General features: G+C 64.0%; 23 protein-coding genes. 6 read left to right on the top strand and 17 right to left on the bottom strand.

What is annotated here, in order from left to right; genetic code table 11:
* Positions 1-110 precede the first annotated feature (110 nt).
* The 13 genes from A985_RS0106085 to A985_RS0106025 all read right to left on the bottom strand — a co-directional run bounded on the left by A985_RS0106085 (position 111) and on the right by A985_RS0106025 (position 11,263).
* Positions 111-356 (bottom strand): glutaredoxin family protein, encoded by a 246-nt coding sequence (locus tag A985_RS0106085; RefSeq protein WP_017232511.1) that lies wholly within the window; start codon positions 354-356, stop codon positions 111-113.
* Between the two features lie 12 nt (positions 357-368).
* Positions 369-1,856, bottom strand: a complete 1,488-nt coding sequence (locus A985_RS0106080; protein ID WP_017232510.1) for a DegQ family serine endoprotease — start codon at positions 1,854-1,856, stop codon at positions 369-371.
* Between the two features lie 130 nt (positions 1,857-1,986).
* Positions 1,987-3,045 carry a MucB/RseB C-terminal domain-containing protein gene (locus A985_RS0106075; protein ID WP_017232509.1) on the bottom strand — a complete coding sequence of 353 codons (1,059 nt, stop codon included), beginning with the start codon at positions 3,043-3,045 and terminating at the stop codon, positions 1,987-1,989.
* Positions 3,046-3,741, bottom strand: coding sequence for a sigma-E factor negative regulatory protein (locus A985_RS0106070; RefSeq protein WP_017232508.1), 696 nt, complete (start codon positions 3,739-3,741; stop codon positions 3,046-3,048).
* 38 nt (positions 3,742-3,779) lie between these two features.
* Positions 3,780-4,379 (bottom strand): RNA polymerase sigma factor RpoE, encoded by a 600-nt coding sequence (gene rpoE, locus A985_RS0106065; RefSeq protein ID WP_017232507.1) that lies wholly within the window; start codon positions 4,377-4,379, stop codon positions 3,780-3,782.
* A gap of 167 nt (positions 4,380-4,546) precedes the next feature.
* A complete protein-coding gene (fabF, locus tag A985_RS0106060) occupies positions 4,547-5,785 on the bottom strand; it encodes a beta-ketoacyl-ACP synthase II (protein WP_017232506.1) in 1,239 nt (412 codons plus the stop codon).
* 147 nt (positions 5,786-5,932) lie between these two features.
* Positions 5,933-6,172 carry an acyl carrier protein gene (acpP, locus tag A985_RS0106055; protein WP_017232505.1) on the bottom strand — a complete coding sequence of 80 codons (240 nt, stop codon included), beginning with the start codon at positions 6,170-6,172 and terminating at the stop codon, positions 5,933-5,935.
* A gap of 136 nt (positions 6,173-6,308) precedes the next feature.
* Positions 6,309-7,058 (bottom strand): 3-oxoacyl-ACP reductase FabG, encoded by a 750-nt coding sequence (fabG, locus tag A985_RS0106050; protein ID WP_017232504.1) that lies wholly within the window; start codon positions 7,056-7,058, stop codon positions 6,309-6,311.
* A 24-nt stretch (positions 7,059-7,082) separates the two neighbouring features.
* Positions 7,083-8,012 (bottom strand): ACP S-malonyltransferase, encoded by a 930-nt coding sequence (gene fabD / locus A985_RS0106045; protein WP_017232503.1) that lies wholly within the window; start codon positions 8,010-8,012, stop codon positions 7,083-7,085.
* Positions 8,013-8,152: 140 nt separating this feature from the next.
* Positions 8,153-9,142: a beta-ketoacyl-ACP synthase III gene (locus A985_RS0106040; RefSeq protein ID WP_017232502.1), complete on the bottom strand. Its 990-nt coding sequence runs from the start codon at positions 9,140-9,142 to the stop codon at positions 8,153-8,155.
* Between the two features lie 39 nt (positions 9,143-9,181).
* On the bottom strand, positions 9,182-10,234 hold the full coding sequence (gene plsX / locus A985_RS24435; RefSeq protein WP_051060079.1) for a phosphate acyltransferase PlsX: 1,053 nt from the start codon (positions 10,232-10,234) through the stop codon (positions 9,182-9,184).
* A 118-nt stretch (positions 10,235-10,352) separates the two neighbouring features.
* On the bottom strand, positions 10,353-10,532 hold the full coding sequence (gene rpmF, locus A985_RS0106030; RefSeq protein ID WP_017232500.1) for a 50S ribosomal protein L32: 180 nt from the start codon (positions 10,530-10,532) through the stop codon (positions 10,353-10,355).
* A 128-nt stretch (positions 10,533-10,660) separates the two neighbouring features.
* Positions 10,661-11,263, bottom strand: a complete 603-nt coding sequence (locus A985_RS0106025) for a YceD family protein (protein WP_017232499.1) — start codon at positions 11,261-11,263, stop codon at positions 10,661-10,663.
* Positions 11,264-11,442: 179 nt separating this feature from the next.
* Between A985_RS0106025 and A985_RS0106020 the strand changes: the two genes are divergently transcribed.
* Positions 11,443-12,069: a Maf-like protein gene (locus A985_RS0106020; protein WP_026131694.1), complete on the top strand. Its 627-nt coding sequence runs from the start codon at positions 11,443-11,445 to the stop codon at positions 12,067-12,069.
* On the top strand, positions 12,066-12,782 hold the full coding sequence (locus tag A985_RS0106015; RefSeq protein WP_017232497.1) for an SAM-dependent methyltransferase: 717 nt from the start codon (positions 12,066-12,068) through the stop codon (positions 12,780-12,782). The genes A985_RS0106020 and A985_RS0106015 overlap by 4 nt, the downstream gene beginning before the upstream one ends.
* Before the next feature lie 90 nt (positions 12,783-12,872).
* On the opposite strand, the gene A985_RS0106010 is transcribed toward A985_RS0106015, so the two are convergent.
* From A985_RS0106010 to A985_RS0105995, 4 genes are all read right to left on the bottom strand, one after another.
* Positions 12,873-13,928 (bottom strand): S49 family peptidase, encoded by a 1,056-nt coding sequence (locus A985_RS0106010; RefSeq protein WP_017232496.1) that lies wholly within the window; start codon positions 13,926-13,928, stop codon positions 12,873-12,875.
* Positions 13,929-13,991: 63 nt separating this feature from the next.
* A complete protein-coding gene (locus A985_RS0106005) occupies positions 13,992-14,408 on the bottom strand; it encodes a Rieske 2Fe-2S domain-containing protein (protein WP_017232495.1) in 417 nt (138 codons plus the stop codon).
* Positions 14,405-15,067, bottom strand: coding sequence for an HAD family hydrolase (locus tag A985_RS0106000; protein WP_017232494.1), 663 nt, complete (start codon positions 15,065-15,067; stop codon positions 14,405-14,407). Before A985_RS0106000 ends, A985_RS0106005 begins: the two co-directional genes overlap by 4 nt.
* Positions 15,054-16,058, bottom strand: a complete 1,005-nt coding sequence (locus tag A985_RS0105995; RefSeq protein WP_026131693.1) for an RluA family pseudouridine synthase — start codon at positions 16,056-16,058, stop codon at positions 15,054-15,056. The genes A985_RS0106000 and A985_RS0105995 overlap by 14 nt, the downstream gene beginning before the upstream one ends.
* Before the next feature lie 621 nt (positions 16,059-16,679).
* On the opposite strand from A985_RS0105995, the gene A985_RS0105990 reads away from it, so the two are divergent.
* From A985_RS0105990 to mobA, 4 genes are all read left to right on the top strand, one after another.
* Positions 16,680-19,910: an Rne/Rng family ribonuclease gene (locus A985_RS0105990; RefSeq protein WP_017232492.1), complete on the top strand. Its 3,231-nt coding sequence runs from the start codon at positions 16,680-16,682 to the stop codon at positions 19,908-19,910.
* Between the two features lie 297 nt (positions 19,911-20,207).
* On the top strand, positions 20,208-21,335 hold the full coding sequence (moaA, locus tag A985_RS0105985; RefSeq protein ID WP_017232491.1) for a GTP 3',8-cyclase MoaA: 1,128 nt from the start codon (positions 20,208-20,210) through the stop codon (positions 21,333-21,335).
* A 268-nt stretch (positions 21,336-21,603) separates the two neighbouring features.
* Positions 21,604-22,287, top strand: coding sequence for a hypothetical protein (locus A985_RS0105980; protein ID WP_150563689.1), 684 nt, complete (start codon positions 21,604-21,606; stop codon positions 22,285-22,287).
* A 40-nt stretch (positions 22,288-22,327) separates the two neighbouring features.
* On the top strand, positions 22,328-22,975 hold the full coding sequence (gene mobA, locus A985_RS24430) for a molybdenum cofactor guanylyltransferase MobA (protein WP_051060075.1): 648 nt from the start codon (positions 22,328-22,330) through the stop codon (positions 22,973-22,975).
* Positions 22,976-23,042 lie beyond the last annotated feature (67 nt).

Below are 23,042 nucleotides of genomic sequence, written 5' to 3'. Positions count from 1 at the left end.
GCGTGGCGATGCCGTCTGGAATCGCATGTATCGCGGCAGTCCATCGGAAATGGCGGGAAGCTTGAGACGATCGGGCGTCGTTCGAGGCAGGGAGCGGATAGCGCGAAACGTCAACCTGAGCGCAATGCGGCAGCGACCGCCGCTGCGTCGAAACGATACCGGCACAACTCGCGCTCGCCAAGCGCAAGCACCGGCACGATCTCGTCGTATTGCGCTTCCAGCGCCGGGTCACTGTCGACGTCGATGACGGTGACGGAGAAATTCCACGCCGGACGCATCGCTTCGAGCGCCGCAAGCATGTCATCGCAAAGATGACACCACTTGCGGCCATAGAGCGTCAGCGCCGGCGTATGCATGAGACAGCGGTATTACTTGCCGGGCGTGCGCGGACGCAGCGGCACGAATTGCGTGGCATCGCCGCGCCGCACGAGGATCGGCACGAGGCGCTTCGGATCGAGCGCCTTGACCACGTCCTCGAATTGCTTCGCGCTGACGATGTCTGCATCGCCCACGCGCAGGATGATGTCACCCTGCTGCAAACCGGCCCGTCCCGCCGAACCTTCGGCCAGTTCGACCTGCACGCCACCGCGCAGCTTCATGTCCTTCTTCTGCGACTCGGTCAGGTCGGAGACCACCAGGCCCAGCGCATTTGGGTGGGGCGTGTCCGCACTCCCGCTCTGCGCCTTGGACGCCTTCGGCGTATCGGTATCGGCTTCCGCGACGGTGATGCGCAAGTCCTGGTTCTTGCCCTTGCGCAGCACCTGCAGCATCGCGCTCGAACCGGGCTTGGTCTCGCCGACCATGCGCGGCAGGTCGGTCGCATGATCGACGGCCCGGCCCTCGAACTTCATGATGATGTCACCCGGCTGCACCCCCGCCTTCTCGGCCGGACTCCCCGGCTCGATGCTGCGAACCAGCGCGCCTTGCGCCCGCGGCAGCCCCAGCGAATCGGCGACCTCCTTGCTGACCTCGCTGATCGCCACGCCGATCCGGCCGCGCACGACCTTGCCGCTCTTCTTGAGCTGGTCGGCTACGCGCATGACTTCGTCGATCGGGATCGCGAACGAAATGCCCATGAAGCCACCGGTCTGGCTATAGATCATCGAGTTGATGCCGACCACCTCGCCGCGCATGTTGATGAGCGGCCCCCCCGAATTGCCTGGGTTCACGGCCACGTCCGTCTGAATGAACGGCAGGTAATCGCCCGTATCGCGGCCCTTGGCCGATACGATGCCCGCCGTTACCGTATTGTCGAGACCGAACGGCGAACCGATCGCCACCACCCATTCGCCAACGCGCAGTTTGTTCGAGTCGCCCACCGGCACGGTCGGCAGGTCCTTGGCGTCGACCTTGACCACGGCGACGTCGGTGCGCTTGTCCGCCCCCATCAGCTTCGCCTTGAACTCGCGTTTGTCGGTGAGGGTGACGTAGATACTTTCGGCGCCATCGACCACGTGCGCGTTGGTCAGGATGTAGCCGTCGGCCGAGACGATGAAGCCCGATCCGACGCCGCTGTTCTGCTCTTCATCCGGCTGCGGCTGGCCGCGTCGGGGCGTACCGCCCTTCGGGCCCGGCTGCTGCGGCAGGGGCACACCGAAGAAGCGGCGGAACAGCTCGGCCATGTCGCCGTCCATGCCGGGCGGCAAGCCACTCTGACTGCGGCTGACGCGCTCGGTCGTCCGAATGTTCACGACGGCCGGGCCGACTCGGTCGACCAACTGGGTGAAATCGGGAAGATTGCTGACAAGTGGCGCCGCCGACCCCGAGGCCGGGGCGGCAAAAGCAGCAGGTGCCCCCGCCAATTGCGCGGCAATGGCACCGCCAAGGATGACACGAAGCAGGAAGGTCTTCTTCATTGGAAGATCGTGGTGCGCGATAGTCTCGGAATGCTTGAAGGCAGTCCAGCCCTCCGACAGGGCATTGCGTCTGTCGGTGCCTCGCTGCCCGGACCGCACCGTCACCGGTCGCGGCCCACCCGACAGCCGGTCACTTCGCCGGCTGTTTGTACTCGATACTGGAAGCAAACTGCTGCAAGGTTGCCTGCGGCACTTCGCCAAGCAAGGTCAGCCAGTAGTCACCAAAGCGCTTGATGAGAATATTCGTCGCGCCGGCGCTGCCGTGGCCTTCCTTGCGCTCTCGCGTGGCCGGTTCGATAAATACCGAAAGTCCGGCCATGCCGTCTGAATATACCACCTGCTGGACTTCCAACGGTTTGCCGTCGGCCGTCGATCGCATGGTGCGACGCACTTCGCGCACCGCCTTGAACCCCGGCACCTTCTTGTCGACGTCGATGCTCCAGCCGGCATCGGACAGATGCATCGGTACGATTTGCGGCTTGATGACATGCCAGCCATGCGTTGCCTGAATGGCGTGCACGATGCGCGCCTTCTCACTCGGCACACCGATCGAGATCTGCGAGAACGCCGCCTGCTCGAGCAAATGGCCTTCGGCATCGAGGGTCTGTGCGCGCAGCAACAGGCCGGTGTTGCGATCGGCCCACAGCCGGTAGCCGAAGCGGTACTCGTCCTTTGGCGTGAGTTCGATCACCATGCAGTCAAAGCCCGCCATGCGCTCATTCGGCAGCAGCTTCGGTGCGTAATAGTCGAGCACATCGCGATTGGGCGTGGCGAGCAAGGCAGGGAACGAGTCCTTGCTCTCGCGCTTTTCCAGAAACACGGTCTTCTGCTCGGGAATGAGCGTGTAGACATCGTCGTTCTGCCGAAGAATGCGGCGCTGACGTCCGTCCAGCGTCTCGAGCGCTTCGTACTCGTTACCCTTCTCGGCGAAGTGACTGATCTTCGAAGAGCGCATGGTCGAACCACGCTGATAAACGAATGTACCGATGTAGTTTTGCGTCTGCGCCGCGCGATGGATCTTGTTGAGCCACGCGCCGACTTCGCGCCGCTCGATCAGCGGGTCGTTCGTCGGCGCGGAAGCCTGGGCCCACGCCTGCGATTGCAGCGTGGTCGCCAGCAGCAAGGCGAACAGGAAGAAGGTGCGCCCGATGGGCGCACGTGGCAAGGATTCGATACTCAGGCGCTGCATTTATTCGTCCGCTTGCGCCGAGGCTCGCATATAAGGGGAAACGCCCTGGCCGATCGGCGTCGGGGCATATTGCTGATGTGCCGCCAGATACTGGTCAAGCCGCGCATCGCGCAGCACGATCAGATCGTTCGGCGCCCCCGCACTCGCGCCGTTGGCCGCCACGGCGGCTTGCGACGGTTGCGACAGCGTAACGCGCGTGAGGTTACTGCCCCCGGCGGCCGGCGTTGCGGCCTGAGCCAACACCTGCGGCTGCGTGCCGCCGGCTGGGTGATCCTGTAGACGCGGCACCACGACCCATGACAGCGCCGCCACGGCCGCCGCGGCAGCCGCCGTTGGCAGCACGCGGCGTACGCGCAGGAACGGATTGATACGGGTGACGCGCGAGCCCGCGGTCTTGGCGCCCTGTGCGGCGCTTGCCTGGGCATCGGCCAGTGCGGCCGGCGCGAGGAGGTGAGGCTCGGTTTCGAGGCGCGCCGAGAAGGCCGCCATGAAGGCCGACTCCGATCGCGGCAACGTCAACTCATCGGAACGCAAGGCGTCTCCAATCAGGTGGTAGTCGTCCCACAAAGGCCGGCCGGAAGCGTCAGCCTCATCCAGCAGGGCAGCCAGCTCGTCCGAATCGAATTCCCCGTCCACCAACGCGGAAATTCGCTCGGCTTGCAGCCCCCGCTGCGTTTGCACCGTCGCTGATCCCATGATATCCCCTAACGAAAATAACTTCCCCGGCGGCGCGCTCACCAGCGCTTGCCGTCAGGCGTGTCCAGCAGCGGCCTGAGCCGGCTGGCAATCGCTTCACGCGCCCGGAAAATTCGCGAACGGACCGTTCCGATCGGGCACCCCATGGCTTCGGCGATCTCTTCGTAGCTCAACCCCTCGATTTCCCGCAGGGTAATGGCCGTTCGAAGCTCATCGGGCAAAGCCTCCATCGCCGCGTTGACCGTTTGAGCAATCTGCTTGCTCATCAGCAACGACTCAGGCGTGTTGATATCCCTTAGTTGATCAGCCTCGGCAAAAGTTTCCGCTTCTTCAGCGTTCGCTTCAGTCGAAGTCGGTGCACGGCGTCCCTGCGTTGCCAGGTGGTTCTTTGCCGTGTTGACAGCAATACGATACAGCCAGGTATAGAACGCCGACTCGCCGCGAAACTGCGGCAAGGCACGGTAGGCCTTGATAAAGGCCTCCTGCGTCACATCCTCGACCTCGGCGGCGTCGCGCACGAGCCGCGATACGAGGCGGATGATCTTGCGGTGATATTTCGCGACCAGCAGCTCGAAGGCGGCTTTGTCGCCTTTTTGCACGCGCTCGACGAGCGCCTGGTCGATTTCTCGTTCACTCACCTGATTGGGATCCGTATTTTCTCTGGCGGCCAGGCCCCGGTCGGGCCTGATGGCTCCACGGCAGCACGGGCCACCGCGGCGGGAAGTGTCTGTTACGCCGCACGCCCGGGCACACTCACCGGAGCGTGGGTCAGCGGAACGGGACGCCTGCGCGGCGTCCCGCGAACTTAGACTCGCTGGAAGACCAGCGTGCCGTTAGTCCCGCCGAATCCGAAAGAGTTCTTCAATGCGACGTCAATTTTCAGATCGCGCGCCACGTTTGCGCAGTAATCCAGGTCGCAAGCGGGGTCCTGATTGAAGATGTTGATCGTCGGCGGCGACTTCTGATGATGAACGGCCAGCACGGTAAACACCGACTCCAGGCCGCCCGCGCCACCCAACAGGTGACCGGTCATCGACTTGGTCGAGTTCACCACGACGTTCCTGGCGGCATCGCCCATCAGGCGCTTGACGGCAACCGTCTCGGCGATATCGCCCAGCGGGGTCGACGTGCCGTGCGCATTCACATAGTTCACGGTATCGGCATTGATGCCGGCATCGCGCAGCGCGTTGGTCATGGCGCGCAGCGCGCCGTCGCCGTCTTCGCACGGGGCCGTCATGTGATACGCGTCGGCGCTCATGCCGAAGCCCGTCAGCTCGGCGTAAATCTTCGCGCCGCGCGCCTTGGCGTGCTCGTACTCTTCGACCATCATCACGCCGGCGCCTTCGCCCAGCACGAAGCCGTCGCGATCCTTGTCCCACGGACGGCTGGCCGTCGCCGGATCGTCGTTGCGCGTGGACAGCGCGGTCATCGCGGCAAAACCGCCAATCCCCAGCGGCGACACCGTCGATTCTGCACCACCGGCAAGCACCGCATCGGCGTCGCCGTACTGGATCATGCGCGCGGCCTGACCGATACAGTGAAGACCGGTCGTGCAGGCGGTAACGATCGCCAGGTTCGGCCCCTTCAGGCCGTACTTGATCGACAGGTGGCCCGAGATCATGTTGATGATCGAGCCCGGCACGAAGAACGGGGAAATCTTGCGCGGGCCGCCTTTGAGCAAATCGTCATGCGTGTCTTCGATCATCGGCAGACCGCCAATGCCCGAACCGACCAGCACGCCAATACGTTCCGCGTTCGCTTCGGTGACGGCGAGGCCACTGTCTTCGAACGCCTGAATGCCTGCGGCGAGGCCGTAATGGATAAAGGTATCCATGCGGCGCGCTTCTTTGGCCGACAGATACTTCTCGGTCTCGAAGTTTTTGACTTCGCCGGCGAATTGCACCTTGAATTCGCTCGCATCGAACTTCGTGATGTTGGCGATGCCCGAACGGCCTGCGACCAGATTCTCCCAACCCTCGGCAACAGTGTTGCCGACCGGCGAGATCAGGCCCAGACCGGTAATGACGACGCGACGACGACTCACGATACTCCCCTTCTTCTGCTGGGTCTTACAAAACAAAAGCCACAGAGGCGACAGGGTTCGACCCTGTGCTCCCTGCGGCTGACAGGCATGCCTGGCGCCGGGAACCGGTCGGCACCCCGGCCGTCCAGGCGATCCTCCGCGGGCCTCTTAGGCCTTGGAATTGCCTTGAACGTAATCGATGGCTTGCTGCACCGTGGTGATCTTTTCAGCTTGCTCGTCCGGGATTTCCGTCTCGAACTCTTCTTCCAGTGCCATCACCAGCTCAACCGTGTCGAGCGAGTCGGCGCCGAGATCGTTCACAAAGCTGGATTCGTTCTTGACGTCAGCTTCGTTCACACCAAGTTGTTCGGCGACGATCTTCTTGACGCGTTGCTCAATGTTATCCATTCAAACCCTCCGGGGTAGTTAGTTCAGACAAGTGCGCGCATTTTAACAGGTTTGCCAAGCAAAGTTAGCCTGCGCCAAATAATGTTCAATATCGCTCAAAATTGCGCATTATTAGCACAATTCCGACGAAATTCCCTTAATTCATGAACATGCCACCGTTCACGTGCAGCGTCGTCCCGGTGATGTAACCCGCCTGCGGCGACGCGAGAAACGCCACGGCGTTGGCGATGTCTTCCGGCGCACCGAGGCGGCCCAGCGGAATCCGTGCCTTGAGCGCCTCGTGCTGCGCTTCGCCCAGCGCCTTGGTCATATCGGTGTCGATGAAGCCCGGGGCGACACAGTTGACGGTGATGTTTCGGCTGCCGATCTCAGCGGCCAGCGAACGGGCCATCCCGGCAACGCCCGCCTTGGCGGCCGCGTAATTGGCCTGGCCCGGGTTGCCCGCCGAGCCGACGACCGACGTCACGTTGATGATGCGGCCGCTGCGCGCCTTCATCATCGGCTTGATGACCGCTCGCGACAGACGGAAGATCGCCTTGAGGTTCGTGTCGATCACGTCGTCCCACTCGTCGTCCTTCATCCGCATGGCGAGATTATCGCGCGTGATGCCGGCGTTATTGACGAGGACGTCGAGCTTGCCGTACTGCTTGAGGATGTCGTCGAGTGCCGCAGCCACGCCTTCGGCATCGGTCACATTCAGGACGATGCCCTTGCCCGTCACACCGGCCTCGCTGAAATACGCGGTAATGCCCTGCGCGCCGGCTTCGCTGGTGGCGGTGCCCACAACCGTCGCCCCCTGGCGAGCGAGTTCGAGGGCAATGGCACGACCGATGCCGCGCGAAGCGCCGGTCACCAGCGCCACGTGGTTATCGAGTTGCTTGCTCATGAGAGAAATACCCTTGACTGTGTCTTACGAGAGTTGCGCGCGCACGTCGCCGAGCGACGCCGGATCGGTGATCGCGAGCCCGGTGAGCGTGCCGTCGATGCGCTTGGTCAGGCCGCTCAGCACCTTGCCCGGACCACATTCAACGACTTGGGTCACCCCCTGCGCCGCGAGCCATTTGACCGATTCGACCCAGCGCACCGGCGCCGCGGCCTGACGCACCAACGCCTCCTTGATGCGCGCCACGTCGGTTTCGACGGCGACATCGACGTTGTTGACGAGCGGAATCTGCGGCGCGCTGAACGTCACGTCGGCCAGATATTCGCGCAGACGATCCGACGCCGGCTTGAGCAGCGACGAGTGGAACGGCGCCGACACCGGCAGCACGAGCGCGCGCTTTGCCCCGGCGGCCTTCGCCAGTTCGCAGGCTTTTTCCACGCCCGCCTTCGCGCCGGCAATCACGACCTGTGCCGGAGCATTGAAATTGACGGCCTCGACGACGCCCGCGGCCGATGCTTCGGCGCAGACGTTGCGAACGGTGTCGTCATCCAGCCCCAGAATGGCCGCCATGCCCCCTTGCCCGACGGGCACGGCCTCCTGCATCGCTTGCGCGCGAAAACGCACGAGCGGCACGGCATCCTTGAACGCGATGACGCCCGCGGCGACCAGCGCCGTGTATTCACCGAGGCTGTGGCCCGCAACGAACGCGGGCTTGGCACCGCCCTCGGCCAACCATGCGCGGTACATCGCGTAGGCGGCGGTGAGCATCACCGGCTGAGTGTTGGTCGTCAGATTGAGGTCTTCGGCCGGGCCGGCGGCGATCAGCTTGGCCATATCCTGCCCAAGGGCATCCGAAGCTTCGGCAAGGGTCTCGCGCACTACCGCGTTGTCCGCGAAGGCATCGAGCATGCCCACCGATTGGGAACCTTGTCCCGGGAAAACGAAAGCGAATGTCATAGCGCCTGGTTTTGCAGTCAGATTCAGAAACATTGCGGCCCCCTGTCGCGCACCGACCTGGCGGCGTGGGGCGCGCCGCCCCACGCGGCGCCCCGAAGGCCCACCGTCAGGTCCGCGTGGCGCCTTGGCGCCGGGTCCACTTACATGCGGAACAGCACGGCGCCCCACGTAAAGCCGCCGCCCACGCCTTCGATCATGACGTTCTGGCCCGGCTTGATGCGCCCGTCACGAACCGCGACGTCGAGCGCCAGCGGAATCGACGCGGCCGACGTATTGCCATGTTGGTCGACGGTCACGACCATCTTCTCTTCCGGCAGTCCGAGCTTGCGGGCCGTGCTCGTCATGATGCGCAGGTTGGCCTGATGAGGAATCAGCCAGTCGATCGCCGACGCCGCCAAACCGGCCTTCTCAAGGGCCTCGTTGGCCACTTTTTCCAGCACGCGCACCGCCAGCTTGAACACGGCCTGGCCGTCCATATAGAGGAACGCTTCACCCTGCACCGCGCCGCCGCTCACATTGCCCGGCACGCACAGAATGTTCGCGTGGCTGCCGTCCGCATGCAGCGCGCTCGCCAGAATGCCCGGCTCGCTGGACGCCTGCAACACGACCGCGCCCGCACCGTCGCCGAACAGCACGCAGGTCGTGCGGTCCGTGAAATCGAGAATGCGCGAGAAGGTCTCGGCACCGATCACGAGGACGTTGCGGTACGCACCGGTGCGAATGAAGTTGTCGGCCGTCGCCATGGCGTAGGCAAAGCCGGAGCAAACCGCCTGAATGTCGAACGCCGCGCAGCCGTTGTCGATACCGAGCTTGTTCTGCACGAGGCAGGCGGTGCTCGGGAACACGAAATCCGGCGTCGACGTGGCGACGATGATGAGGTCGAGCTGGTTGGCGCTCAAGCCGGCCATGTCGAGCGCGCGCCTGGCGGCTTCCACCGCCATGTCGCTGCTCGTTTGATCGGGCGCGGCGAAATGGCGGGCCTGGATACCGGTGCGAGCAACGATCCACTCGTCGCTCGTCTCGATGCCACGGGTGGCCAGCTCGTCGGCCAACTGCTGATTGGTCACGCGGCGCGCCGGCAGGTAGCTGCCGGTACCAACGACGCGGGAATGAATCGCGGACTGAGTCATCTTATGATCGGTTAGAGCGCCGGAGCGAGGCCGCCGGCGTCAGAGCGCCGGAATGGCGCCCACCGGCTTGTTGTCCTGGAGCTGGGTCTGATTCTCATGCATGGCGCGCGACAAACGGTCGAGCACGCCGTTGCGAACTGCATCATAGCCGCGTTTGATGGCCCATTCAAACGAGTAGGCATCGGCGGAGCCATGGCTCTTGATCACGAGCGCACGCAACCCGAGCAATGCTGCCCCGTTGTAACGGCGATGATCGACGCGGCTTTTGAAGCGGGAGAGAATCGGCAGCGCAACGACAGCGATCACCTTCGTCCACCACGTACGGGTGAATTCTTCGCGGATCATGTCGCCGAGCATTTGTGCCAGGCCTTCGGAAGTCTTGAGGGCAACATTGCCCACGAAACCGTCGCACACGACGATGTCGGTCGTGCCGCGATAGATATCGTTGCCCTCCACGTTGCCGTAGAAGTTCAGCGTGGAGCCGCGCAACAGCTCGCCGGCCTGCCGGATGACGTCGTTGCCCTTGATGACTTCTTCGCCAATATTAAGCAGGCCGATCGACGGACGCTCCTTGCCATCGACCGCCGCGACGAGCGCATGACCCATCTCGGCGAATTGCAGCAAATGGGTCGGCTCGCAATCGACGTTCGCGCCGAGATCGAGCATCGTGGTGTAACCGCCCTTCTGGTTCGGCAGCACGGTGGCGATGGCGGGCCGCTCGATGCCCGGCAGCGTCTTGAGCACATAGCGCGAGACGGCCATCAATGCGCCGGTATTGCCGGCGGATACGCAGGCTTGCGCGCGCGCGTCCTTGACCAGGTTGAGCGCCACACGCATCGAGGAGTCTTTCTTCCTGCGCAGGGCGGTCTCGACGGAGTCGTCCATCGCGACAACTTCGGTCGCGTTGACCACGGACAGGCGCGGGTGATCCGTCGCGCGCAACTTTGCGAGTTGCGCGTTAATGACCTCCTGCTGTCCGACCAGCACAAGTTCGACATCGTCGGTGGACTGCACGAAGCGAACCGCGGCCGGCACCGTCACCGATGGGCCGTGATCTCCGCCCATGCAATCGATCGTCAGGGTGACTGTCATGTCGACGTGATTGGCTTGCGGTACAGGTAACAAAAAAAGCGGCAGGATGAGTGCCGCTTTTGCCACATCGGACGATCAAACAGCGCCATGATGGGCGCGTATCGCCTGGAGGGCCGAGTTAGTCGTTCTTGGTCTTGATGACCTTGCGACCACGGTAGAAACCGTTCGGCGAGATGTGGTGACGCATATGCGTCTCACCCGACGTCGGCTCGACGGCAGTCGCCGGCGCGGTCAGGAAATCGTGCGAACGGTGCATGCCGCGCTTCGACGGCGACTTCTTGTTCTGTTGAACGGCCATGATAACTCCTCAAAATATCGCGAAATTTTAACACAGTTCGAGCGCCGCCCTACGGTGTCGGCCTGTCGGCCCGACCTGTGCGACTAACGCAAACTTGTACTTTGGTGCGCCGGAGACCCGGCCGCACGTTACTTTCCGTCCTTGTCCGGCGAGCGCTTGAGCGCTGCCAGCGCCGCGAACGGAGACGGCTTATCCTCTTCTTCGGGCGGCGGGGCAGGTTCGGTCAACCCGTCGTCGCCCGTGGCCAGGCTTTCGTGCACAGTCGGACACACCTCGTGCTTGGGCACGATCGGCAAAGCCAACAGCAATTCTTCCTCGATCAGCTCGCGCAAATCGAAATGTTTGGAGCCGACCAACGCCTCGAACTCATCTTCATCGAGGGGCCGGGCTTCCGCGGCCGCTTCGTCACGCACAACCTCGAAGGTCGTCTCCGAATCGAGCGGCTCCTGGTACGGCGTAAGGCATCGCTGGCATTCGAGCCACATCGGGCCTTCGACCGACAGCGTCAGGAACTGCGCCACCGCAGGCTTCCCGTCGGCACGCAGCACCTGCTTCTCGACGCCTGCGGCGCGCCAGTGGAACACGCCCTGGGCGCGCCCCGACGCCGAGACTTCGGCAGGCACTTCGGTTACCATGCGCGGCAATGCCGCAAGTTGCACGTCACCTTCCGCCACCCGGCCGGTACGCGCGAATTCGAACAGATCGACGATATATTCGTTCATCACGCTCATCCTTGCCTTTGGCGCATCTGAGCGCGTTTTCAACGTCCCCTGCCACCCGCAGCGCCTTGATCCAACACCGTTTCCGGACGTTTGGACCCGTACCGCGCAGACTGGCGGGACCGAGCGCCAGATTGCAAAAGCCGTGAATTCTAAATAGTTTTTCGTTTCTCGTCAAACACTTAAACCTGATGACCGCACATCCCCCGCCACCCATGATCCTGGCCTCCGGATCGCGCTATCGACGTGAGTTGCTCGAGCGCCTGCGCGTGCCCTTTACGGTCGACGTCCCGGACATCGACGAAACGCCCGTCCCCGGCGAGACGCCGCACGATACCTCGCTGCGCCTGGCCCGTCAGAAGGCCCGGGCGGTGGCTGGGCGCCGACCGGGCGCCATCGTCATCGGCGCCGACCAGGTCGCCACGTTCGAAGGCCGCCAGATCGGCAAACCCGGCAATTTCGAGAACGCCATGACACAGTTGCGCGACATGCGCGGCAAGGTCGTCGAGTTTCACTCCGCCCTGTGCGTGCACGATGCCCGCAACGGCGAAAGTCAGGCCAAAGATGTCGTGACACGGGTGAAGTTCCGCAATCTGCCCGACGAGGTGCTCGCCGCCTATCTTCATGCCGAGACACCCTACGACTGCGCCGGCGCCGCCAAATCCGAAGGACTGGGCATCATGCTGCTCGAAACCATCGAGAATGACGACCCGACCGCGCTCATCGGCTTGCCACTGATTGCGCTCACGACCATGTTGATGAACACCGGCATTCGCCTGCCAGGCCCCGGCCCCGACGCAACAGGAGCGCCAGCATGAGCGGCACGCTGTATCTGATCCCGAATACGCTTGGCACGAACACCCGCGGCGGCCTGCCGGCGGTACTGCCTGAAGACGTCCGCAACGTGACGGCCGGTCTGACGTATTTTGTCGGCGAACAGGCCAAGAGCACGCGAGCATTCCTCAAATTGGTCGGGGTGTCCACGCCGATTCAGGAAATCGACATTCGCGAGTTGAACGTCAACACGCCGGCAGCGGCCATCGATGCGCTCCTCGCGCCGATGCTTGCCGGTGCCGATGGCGGCCTCGTCTCGGAGGCCGGCTGCCCGGCCGTGGCGGACCCGGGTGCGCTGCTGGTGCGACGGGCGCACGAGAAAGGGGTGCGCGTGGTGCCGTTCGTCGGCCCGAGTTCGATCCTGCTCGCCTTGATGGCCAGCGGACTGAACGGGCAGAGTTTCGCCTTCCACGGCTACCTGCCGACGGACGCGGCCGATCGAGCGAAGCGCTTGCGCGAACTCGAACAACGCTCGCGCAAGGAGAAGCAGACGCAAATCTTCATCGAGACGCCCTATCGCAACAAGGCCATGCTCGATGCGCTACTGCAGACCTGCGACGCCTCCACCCTGCTGTGCGTCGCGGTCGACGTCACGCAGGACGGCGAGCAGATTGTCACGCATCGGATCCAGGGATGGCCTCAGACGCGTATCGATCTGCACAAGCGCCCCGCCATTTTCCTATTTCTGGGCCAGTAACGCCCGCTATCGGCCTCAGCAAAAGACAACGCCACGGAGATCTTCCGTGGCGTTGTCACTTGCGTGCTTGCGTTCCGCGATGCGTGGGCGTTACTTGAGCGAGAGGGTCGCGCCCATCATCATCGTCTTCATCGCCGCGGCACCCACGGCCGCACCGAAACGTCGCGCCACGCGCTCAGGCAAGTTTTCCTTGACGGTGTAGTCGACGAGATTCGGCGCCTTGAGTACGTCGCGGGCCACCGAATCGACCGTGCCGAGGCCGTCCGACAAACCCAGCTCGATTGAACGCTGGCCCGTCCAGAACAGGCCGCTGAACAGATCCGGGTCGTCCTTCAGTCGATTGCCACGCCCCTTCTTCACCGCGCCGATGAACTGCTGATGGACCTGCTCGAGCATGTCGAGGGCATACGTCTTCTGTTGATCCGTCTGCGGCGAGAACGGGTCAAGGAACCCCTTGTTACGCCCAGCCGTCAGCAATCGCCGCTCGATGCCGAGCTTGTCCATCAACCCGGTGAAACCGAAGCCATCCATCAACACGCCGATGGAACCGACGATGCTCGCCTTGTCGACGTAGATCTTGTCGGCGGCCGCCGCAACGTAGTAGCCGCCCGAGGCACAAATCTCTTCGACCACGACATACAGCGGCTTCTTCGGGTACTTCGCCCGCAAACGCATGATGTCGTCGTAGATCATGCCGGCCTGAACCGGGCTGCCGCCAGGGCTGTTGATGCGTAGAATCACGCCCGCCGCCGACGAGTCTTCGAAAGCCGATTCGAGCGCCGCGTTGATCTTCCGGGCGCTCGCCTGACCGTCGGGCGCGATCTCGCCGCTCAGCGTGACCAGCGCGGTATGTTTGCCGGAGCCCGCGCCGACCGTTGCCGTACCGCCATCGAAATCGGAAATCGACCAGATGACAAGCGCGACGATCGCCAGCGCCAGCAGCCGGAAGAAGATTTTCCAGCGGCGCGACGCGCGTTGCTCGCGAATGCCGGCCATCAACACCTTTTCCAGCATTTCGCGCTCCCAGAGCTTCACCTCGCCCGGATCGCGGCCCGCGCCGGCCCCCGCTGCCGACGACGACCGCCCACCGGGCGGAGGAAAACCAGGTTCGGTGCGGGGCGAATCAGGCGGCAGGGCGTCAGCCATAAAGTATCCAGAGAACTTTGGGTAAAAAGCGAAAACTGCGATTGAAACCGGGATGTCGTGTCGTCAGTGTGTCGAAGGTCCGGGCGCTTCGATGTACGCATCGGGCCACCAGACGACGGTCGTGTGAGCGGCATCGCCCCCGTTCGGGTCAGCCGAGCGCTCCTCCACGCGCACGGGCTGCAGCGCACCGCCGCGACACGGGCCGCCAACGCAATGCCCTGTATCGGGCTCATAGGTTGCGCCGTGCGTCGCGCACATCAAGTATAAGCCGGACGTTTCGAAGAACTGCCCCTCAGACCAGTCGAGTTCCATCGGCACATGAGCGCACTGATTGAGATAGGCGTAGACGTGCCCGCCATAGCGAATCACGAACGCTGGGGTACGACGACCGCTCACGCATACCTCGAAACGCACGCCGCGCCCCCCATCCTCGAGCGCGGCGCCCGCGCAGATCGGCAGCGGCACGACGGACTCGCTCACACGCGCTCCAGCAGCCAGTCGCGCAGCTCGGCCACGCTCCCGGCGCAATACGCGGGCTCCAGCGCCACCAGTTGCTCGCGCGGATGCGCACCGCCGTAAGCCACGGCCACGGCGGACGTTCCTGCACTGTGCGCCATCTGCAAATCGTGCGTGGTATCGCCGATCATGACCGTGCGACGCAGGTCCTGACCGAGTTCGCGCGTCAGCTCTTGCAGCATGGCTGGATGCGGTTTCGAAAATGTCTCATCGGCGCAACGCGTTGCGTCGAACATCCGCATCAGCCCGGCGGCTTCGAGCGCCCGGTTCAGACCGACACGCGACTTGCCCGTCGCCACGGCAAGAAAACGCCCCCGCGCGCGCAAGGCTTCGAGCAACTCACGGATTCCGGTGAACAACACGGTCTCCTTGTCGCCTATCAAATAATGAAAGCGATAGCGCTCAGACAGGCGCGGATAGTGCGCGGGGTCAAGGGATGGCACGGCCATTTGCAGGGCATCGCGCAGGCCGAGGCCGATCACGTGGCTCGCGATCTCGTCGGACGGCACGGGCAGCCCCAGATCGCGGCAGGCGGCCTGGATGCAGCGGGTAATGGTGGGCGTCGAGTCCATCAACGTCCCGTCCCAGTCGAACACGACCAGGTCGAACTCAGGGCTTGGCATCGGCAGAAGCGCCTCGAAGTTGGTTCAGAAATTGCTGACATTCTGGCGGTAACGCCGCTTCCAACGCAATCGGCGTATCTAAAACTGGATGGTTGAACTTCAGCCGCCACGCGTGCAGAAACATCCGCTTGATGCCGGGACGGGCGCCGGGACGGGCCAATGTCTTGTTCAGCGTGAAGTCGCCGTACTTGTCGTCACCGACGATCGGCGTACCGCAATGCGCCAGGTGAACGCGAATCTGATGGGTCCGCCCCGTTTTCAGTTCCGCTTCGAGCAACGTATAGGGCGGATACGACTCCATCATGCGAAATACCGTGTGCGATGCCTGACCGTCTTCCTGTACACGCACGCGACGCTCGCCCTCTGCCGTCACATACTTATACAGTGGGGCCTTGACCGCACGCTGACGGTCCCGCCATTCGCCCGTGACGCAAGCCAGGTAACGCTTGTCCATCCGGTTGTGCCGGATCTGCTCGTGCATGCCGACCAGCGCCGAGCGCTTTTTCGCGAGCAGCAGGATCCCGGATGTTTCTCGGTCGAGACGGTGCACCAGTTCAAGAAACTTCAGGTGCGGCAGAGCGCGGCGCAGTTGCTCGATCACCCCAAACGACACGCCGCTGCCGCCATGCACCGCCACCCCGGCCGGCTTGTCGATCGCCATGAGGTAATCGTCTTCGAACAACACGGGGAAGGTGGCGGCGGGAACGTAGGCCGGCGCTTCGGCAGCCGGCGCCGCAACGCGAACCGGCGGAATACGAATGATATCGCCAAGCACAAGGCGATAGGTAGCATCTATTCTTCCTTTGTTTACGCGCACTTCACCGCTACGCAAAATGCGGTAAATGTGACTTTTCGGCACGCCTTTGCACTCGCGCAAGAGGAAATTATCGATCCGCTGGCCGGCCGAGCCGTCGTCGACTTCGACCAGTCGAACCTGCGGCGGAGACGCCGGCGAAACCATTTTCTGCCGATTTTTGCCTAACTCATTCATTATGAATATAATTTGCCCAACAGAGGTGGCGGTAGCGGGAATCATGCCAAATCCCCACCTCTGTCGGTGCTGACCTCAAAACGGTATTTTACTTGCACCCCGGGCAGGCTGCTCGTCCGGTGACCCTGGAGCAGCGAGCGCACGCACATCACGCAGCGTCGGCAGGAAGTGGGCCCATAGGCCGCTTCGGTCGCAGCGCGCGGGATGCGGATAGAGTTGGTGGTTATAGAATTTTTTGGTGGTCAGCCCGGGTTCGATTGTCTGGGCTGATCGCTTTGCTGAGTATCGTTCGCGCAAGAGTCTTGGTGAGGCGCCGTCACAAGAAGAAAAAGTGTCGGCAGGCGCCCCGAGAAAACGCTGATGAAGTTTCTCGTCCAGTATCTCTTGGTAGGGACTGCAAGCCCGAAGTGATCCGCGCCGGGCCGGAATTTTCCGGTGCCTCGGCGGATCCGGGTGAGCGCGATAACGTATTCGCTGGCGCCATTGCGTCCGTTGGCCTCATCGCCCGGACCCCCCGGCAATTCTTCCACTCCCGGCTCGAACCTCGCGTGTTGGATAACTCGAGTGATACGTGCCCGACGCACTGCACATTGGCAACTGCGGCGGGTGGGAGTCGTTTTCATGAAACGCATGTTGTTCAACGCCACGCAGCAGGAAGAACTGCGCGTGGCAATTGTCGATGGGCAGAAACTCATCGATATCGATATCGAGACGGCCGGCCGCGAACAGCGCAAAGGCAATATCTACAAGGGTATTATTACCCGTATCGAACCCTCCCTCGAAGCCTGCTTCGTCAACTACGGCGAAGGCCGTCACGGCTTCCTGCCGTTCAAGGAAGTCGCCCGCGCGTACTTCCGCGAAGGTGCCGATGTGCGCAATGCGCGCATCCAGGACGCCCTCTCCGAAGGCCAGGAACTCATCGTTCAGGTCGAAAAGGAAGAGCGCGGCAACAAGGGCGCCGCCCTCACGACCTTCATCTCGCTGGCCGGCCGCTACCTCGTGCTGATGCCGAACAACCCGCGTGGCGGTGGCGTGTCGCGCCGCATCGAGGGCGAAGATCGTCAGGAACTGCGCGAGACGATGGGTCAGCTCGAACTGCCGGAAGGCATGAGCATCATCGCCCGCACCGCAGGCATCGGCCGCTCGGCCGAAGAGCTGCAGTGGGACTTGAACTACCTGCTGCAACTCTGGCGTGCCGTCGAAGGCGCCGCCACCAACATCGAACTGCCGCGCGACTCGGCGCTGATCTATCTCGAGTCGAGCCTCGTCATTCGCGCCATCCGCGATTATTTCCAACCCGATATCGGTGAAATCCTCATCGATACGGAAGAAATCTCCGAGCAAGCGCGTAACTTCATGCAGGTGGTCATGCCCGATCACCTCAATCGCGTGAAGCAATATCGCGACGACGTGCCGCTGTTCTCGCGTTTCCAGATCGAGCATCAGATCGAAACGGCGTACGCACGCCAAGTGCCGCTGCCTTCGGGCGGCGCGATCGTGATCGATCACACCGAAGCGCTCGTGTCGATCGACGTGAACTCGGCGCGCGCCACCAAGGGCGCCGACATCGAGGAAACGGCGCTTCGCACCAACCTGGAAGCGGCCGATGAAGTGGCGCGCCAGCTGCGTCTGCGCGACCTGGGCGGCCTGATCGTGATCGACTTCATCGACATGGAGTCGGCCAAGAGCCAGCGTGAAGTCGAACAACGTGTGAAGGACTCGCTCAAGCACGATCGCGCACGCGTCCAGATGGGCAAGATCTCGCGTTTCGGCTTGATGGAACTGTCGCGCCAGCGTCTGCGTCCGTCGCTGTCGGAAGGCACGCACGTGACCTGCCCGCGCTGCAATGGCACCGGCCACATCCGCGACGCTGAATCGTCGGCCCTGCAAGTCCTGCGCATCATCCAGGAAGAGGCGATGAAGGAGCACACGGCAGCCATCCACTGCCAGGTGCCGGTCGAAGTCTCCGCGTTCCTGCTCAACGAAAAGCGCCAGGAAATCAACAAGATCGAGGCACGCTTCAAGGTCGGCGTGCTGCTGATCCCGAACAAGCATCTCGAAACGCCGCACTACAAGCTCGAGCGCCTGCGTTTCGACGATCCGCGTCTGGATACCCCGAGGGCCAGCTACGTCCTCGCCGAAGAGGCAGCGCGTGCCCTGGAAGAGGATCCGGCGGCTTACAGCAAGAAGAAGGAAGACGTGCGCCCGCGCCAGGAAGCCGCCGTCAAGGGCATTACGCCTGAACAGCCGGCACCGGCCGCGCAACCGCGCCCTGCCCCCGTCGCCGCGACCGCACCCGCGCCGGCAGCCCCCGCACGCAGCGGTGGCTTCATCGGCTTCGTGAAGCGCCTGCTGGGTCTCGAGCCTGCGGCCCCGGCACCGGTTCAGGTCGAAGAACCGGCCAAGCCTAACGTTCGTCCGCCGCGCGAGCGCCACGAACGTCCGCATCAGCAAAACCGCAACCGTCGTGGCAATGCTCGCGACGACAGCAAGTCCGGCAAGGACAACGCCGGCCAACCGGCGCGTGAAGGTCGTGAAGGTCGCGAGGGTCGCGAAGGCCGTGAGGGTCGCGCCGCCCGTCCGGAACGTGCCGAGCGCAGCGAACGCGGTGATCGCAACGAGCGTCAGGAAGGCCGTGACAAGCGTGAGCGCGACGAAGCGCAGCCGCGTCAGCCGGCTCAGGACGTGCGTACCGAGGAAGGTCGCGAGCCGCGCGAAGGTCGCGAACGCGGCAATCGTCGCGACCGCAACGAGCGTCGTGATCGTCGTCAGCCCGAAGGGGAAGGGGAAGACGGCCAGCAAGCCACGCCGCAACGCATCGCCCAAGCCGCCCCGCTCGTCGCAGAGCAGGAAGATCTCGAACAGGATCGTCTGACGGCGCAGGTCGAAGGCGCACCGCTTCTCGCGGGCGAGGAAGGCGAGCAAGGGGGTGAAGAGCGCCGCCGCAGCCGTCGTCGCGGTCGCCGCGGTGGCCGTCGCGAGCGTGAGGCCAATGAGCAGCAACTCCATGGCGAAGGCGAGCAGGCCGAAGGCGCAACATCGACCGGCGAGGAAAGTGTGCACGCCCCGGTGTTGACGCACGAAGCCGTCGACACCACCGCGATCGATGTCCCGGCTCGTGCTGCAGCGCCCGTCATTGCGGCAGAGACTGTCACGGCGGCCGATGTGCCGACGGTGCAGGTCGAATCGACGCCCGCCCTGGTTCACGTCGAGCCGGCGGAAGTCCCCGTGGCACGCGTGACCGAAGCCGCGCCGTTCGCGCTGCCGGAAGTCTCGTCGCCGGTCATCGCCGAACCGATCGCCCCGGTCAACGTGGCACCGCTGCCTGCAGTGGAAGTCGCCGCACCGGTGGTCCCGCCGGTCAGCGCGCCGTTGCCTGCCGCCACGCCGATCCCGGCGCACCCTGCCGTCCCGGCCGAGGCCCTGACCGAGATCGCCGCCACGGCAGCCATTGCCAGCACCCCGGCAGACGTCAGCCCCGCGCCGACGGCACCCGCCGCACCGTCGACGCCGGTGGAGATGGTCGAAACGGCGAAGCCGGTGCAAACGCCGGCACCGACCGCACCGACCGCAGCGGTAGCCACCGTTGCCGCGACGGAAGTCGCGACGACTCGGCCGGCCCCGACCTCCGTAGCGCCCGCGCTGGAAAGCACCGAACTGGAGTCGTCGCTCGCAAGTGTGGGTCTGGTCTGGGTCCACACGGACGCCGACAAGCACCGCGCCGCCAAGGAGGCCGCAGCGCAAGCTGCACCGGCACCGCATGTGCCGCGCGAGCGCCGTCCGTCCACGCCGGCCAGCAGTGGCCCGATGGAGCAAGTGGAAACGCGCGGCTCGTCGGATCACGTGGCCTAACGTGCCATAGCGTGACGCACAGGCAGCGGCACCCGTTCCGCTGGCGACCATCCGCCTGACGTGATGTTGGAAAAGGAGGCTTCGGCCTCCTTTTTTGCCATTGGGGATCGCTTTTCGCCTTGCGACCCCACGTTGTCCCGACTTGTGCCCGCCCGGCCCGCCCCGTATCGTGACGCTCAGAACGGGTTTGACGTCCCGCAGCGAATGCCTGGGTACCGATATCCGATGCTTAGTTCGTCGGCGTCGGCGGCCAACAGGCCAATTCGTTAGAATGGAGACGCAAGCCAAGGCCCTACCATGACCGAAACGATCATCCGACTTACCGATCTGCGTAGCGACGCGCGTTATGCGACGTATTCCCCGCAAGCGCCCGCGCAAGTGCGCGCTGCCACCGGCCATCTCGAAGATGCGCTGGCGCGGCCACTGCACGACCTGCGAATCTCGGTGACGGATCGTTGCAACTTCCGTTGTGTCTACTGCATGCCGAAGGACGTGTTCGGCAAGGACTATGCATTCCTCCCGCAATCCTCCCTGCTGTCGTTCGAAGAAATCGAGCGGGCCGCGCGCCTGTTCGTCGACCATGGCGTGGAGAAGCTGCGCCTCACGGGGGGCGAGCCGCTGTTGCGCAAGCACATCGAGCGTCTGATCGAGATGCTCGCCCGCCTGCGCACACCGTCGGGCAAACCGCTCGACATCACGCTCACCACCAACGGGTCGCTGCTGGCGCGCCGGGCGCAATCGCTCAAGGATGCCGGGCTCACGCGCGTGACGGTCAGCCTGGATAGCCTCGACGATACGATTTTCCGGCAGATGAACGATGTCGACTTTCCGGTCGACACAGTGCTGGAAGGCATTGCGCAAGCCCAACGCGTCGGTCTGGGCCCGGTCAAGGTCAACATGGTCGTCAAACGCGGCACCAACGATGGCGACATCGTGCCCATGGCGCGGCATTTTCACGGCAGCGGCGTGATGTTGCGGTTCATCGAGTACATGGACGTCGGCACGTCGAACGGCTGGCGGATGGACGAAGTGCTGCCGTCGGCCGACGTCATCGCCCGGCTGAACGAGGCCTTGCCGCTCGAGGCGCTCGAGCCGAACTATCCCGGCGAGACGGCCCAGCGTTGGCAGTATCGCGACGGTGGCGGCGAAGTCGGTGTCATTTCATCGGTCACGCGCGCTTTTTGCGGCACTTGTTCGCGCGCACGCCTGTCTACGGAAGGCAAGTTGTATCTATGCCTGTTCGCGAGCGCCGGTTACGACCTGCGCACGCTGCTACGCAACGGCGCGAGCGACGCGCAGATCTCGACCGTCATCGGCGACATCTGGCAGGGTCGCACCGACCGTTACTCCGCCTTGCGCACGGCGGCGACTGGCCTGCCCGAAAACGCCCCTCCGAAAGTGGAGATGTCCTACATCGGCGGTTGAACGGACCGGGCACGGTGCCTGTCCGCTCGTCCGCACGCTTTCGTAATATCGAACTCTCACTCGACTCATGATTTTTGACGCCCCGGACGCCCATTGTGTCCGAGACTCCCTGAAGATTTCCCGGCGTGTCTCGCCCCCGCGCGCTCGCCTTGCGGCCCGACGCTTCGTCGCCGTCAGCCTGAGCGCTCTGACCCTGTTGTTGGCCGCCCTCGCGCCCGCGATGGCGCGTGCCGATTGCGACCCCGCCGGCCGCGACGTCGCAAACCGTGTGATGACCTACACCGGCCAGCTCGGCGAGCGCAATCCGTTGCGGCTCGTGCTGCGTCCGTCGTTCGGCGGCAAGCTCGAAGGCCGTTATGCCAATGCCTCATCGCTGGGCGACACGTACCTCACGGGCAAGCTGGAGAACAAGTCGCGTCTGCATCTGACCGAGTTCGACGCGGGCGGCATGCCGCGAGCGACCTTCGACGGCGATTTCGCCGCCAACGACGAGGTTGACCGCCAACGCGGTGTGTCGTCCAGCTGCGAGGTCATTTCCGGTCAATGGAAGGATCTTCGCAATGGGCGCTCGGTGCCGTTCGAGCTGGCGCTCGCCGGCGTTCAGAACGGTAAGCTCGATCACCTCTACGGCGTTGCCGGCGTGGACGACGACGAAACGGTCAATCGTGCGGCCATGCAGTTCCGCAAGGGGGTTCTCGACGACCGGCGCGACGTCGTTGCGCAATCGATTCGCTATCCGTTGCGCGTGTCGTTGCGCGGCAAGACGATGATGCTTCGGAACCCGAAATCGCTGCTCGCGCGCTACAACGAGATATTCACCGACGGTTATGTGCGCACCATCGGCGCGGCCGTGCCGCGCCTGATGTTCGCGCGCGATCAGGGCGTGATGCTGGGCAACGGCGCCGTCTGGTTCGATGCGTCCGGGCGCGTCATCGCGCTCAATCGGTCCTGACCGGTTCGCCGCCCGCCCATCGCCCTGGAATTCTGCCGCCATGACTACCGCGCCGATCCTTCGTAGCGCCATGACCGGCCTGGTCCTCGCAGGGGGGCGAGGCCAACGCATGGGCGGACGCGACAAAGGCTTGCAACGATTCGCCGGCCGAACGCTGGTCGAGCACGTCCTCGAACGAATGCGGCCACAGGTCGCGACGTTGCTGATTAGCGCCAATCGACATCACGATGCCTATGCCGCGTTCGGCGAGCCAGTCGTGTGCGACGCGACGCCGGACTTCGCTGGCCCGCTCGCCGGCATGTTGGCCGGCCTGCGCGCCACGCGCTCGGACTACCTCCTCACCGCACCGTGCGACTCACCCTACCTCCCCGAGGATCTTGGCGAACGACTGGCGGCCGCGTTGAGCGCCGCTGGCGCCGACGCCGCCGCACCGCCTCTGGCGGCCTATGCCGTCACGCCACAGGGGCCGCATCCGGTCTTCGCCCTCTTGCATCGCACGCTCGCCGACGATCTTGCCGCCACGCTCGCGGCCGGCGAACATCGCGTCAGGGCGTGGCTGGCACGCCACAAGGCCGTACAAGTTCACTTCGGCGACGAGCGTCCGTTTTACAATGTCAACACGCTGGACGACCTCCAACCCGATACCTCCAATAGGCCCGATACGTCCGACACGCCGCGCGCGCCCTGACATTGCGGACACCGACGCGGCCCGATCTGTCGCCACCGCATTGACGGGATTCATGCCGGGGACTTGC

Origin of the sequence: Pandoraea sp. B-6, assembly GCF_000282835.1 — a bacterium.
Lineage (GTDB): Bacteria > Pseudomonadota > Gammaproteobacteria > Burkholderiales > Burkholderiaceae > Pandoraea > Pandoraea cepalis.
Note: the sequence above shows the minus strand (reverse complement) of the source record. Positions and strands in the feature narration are given on the sequence as shown.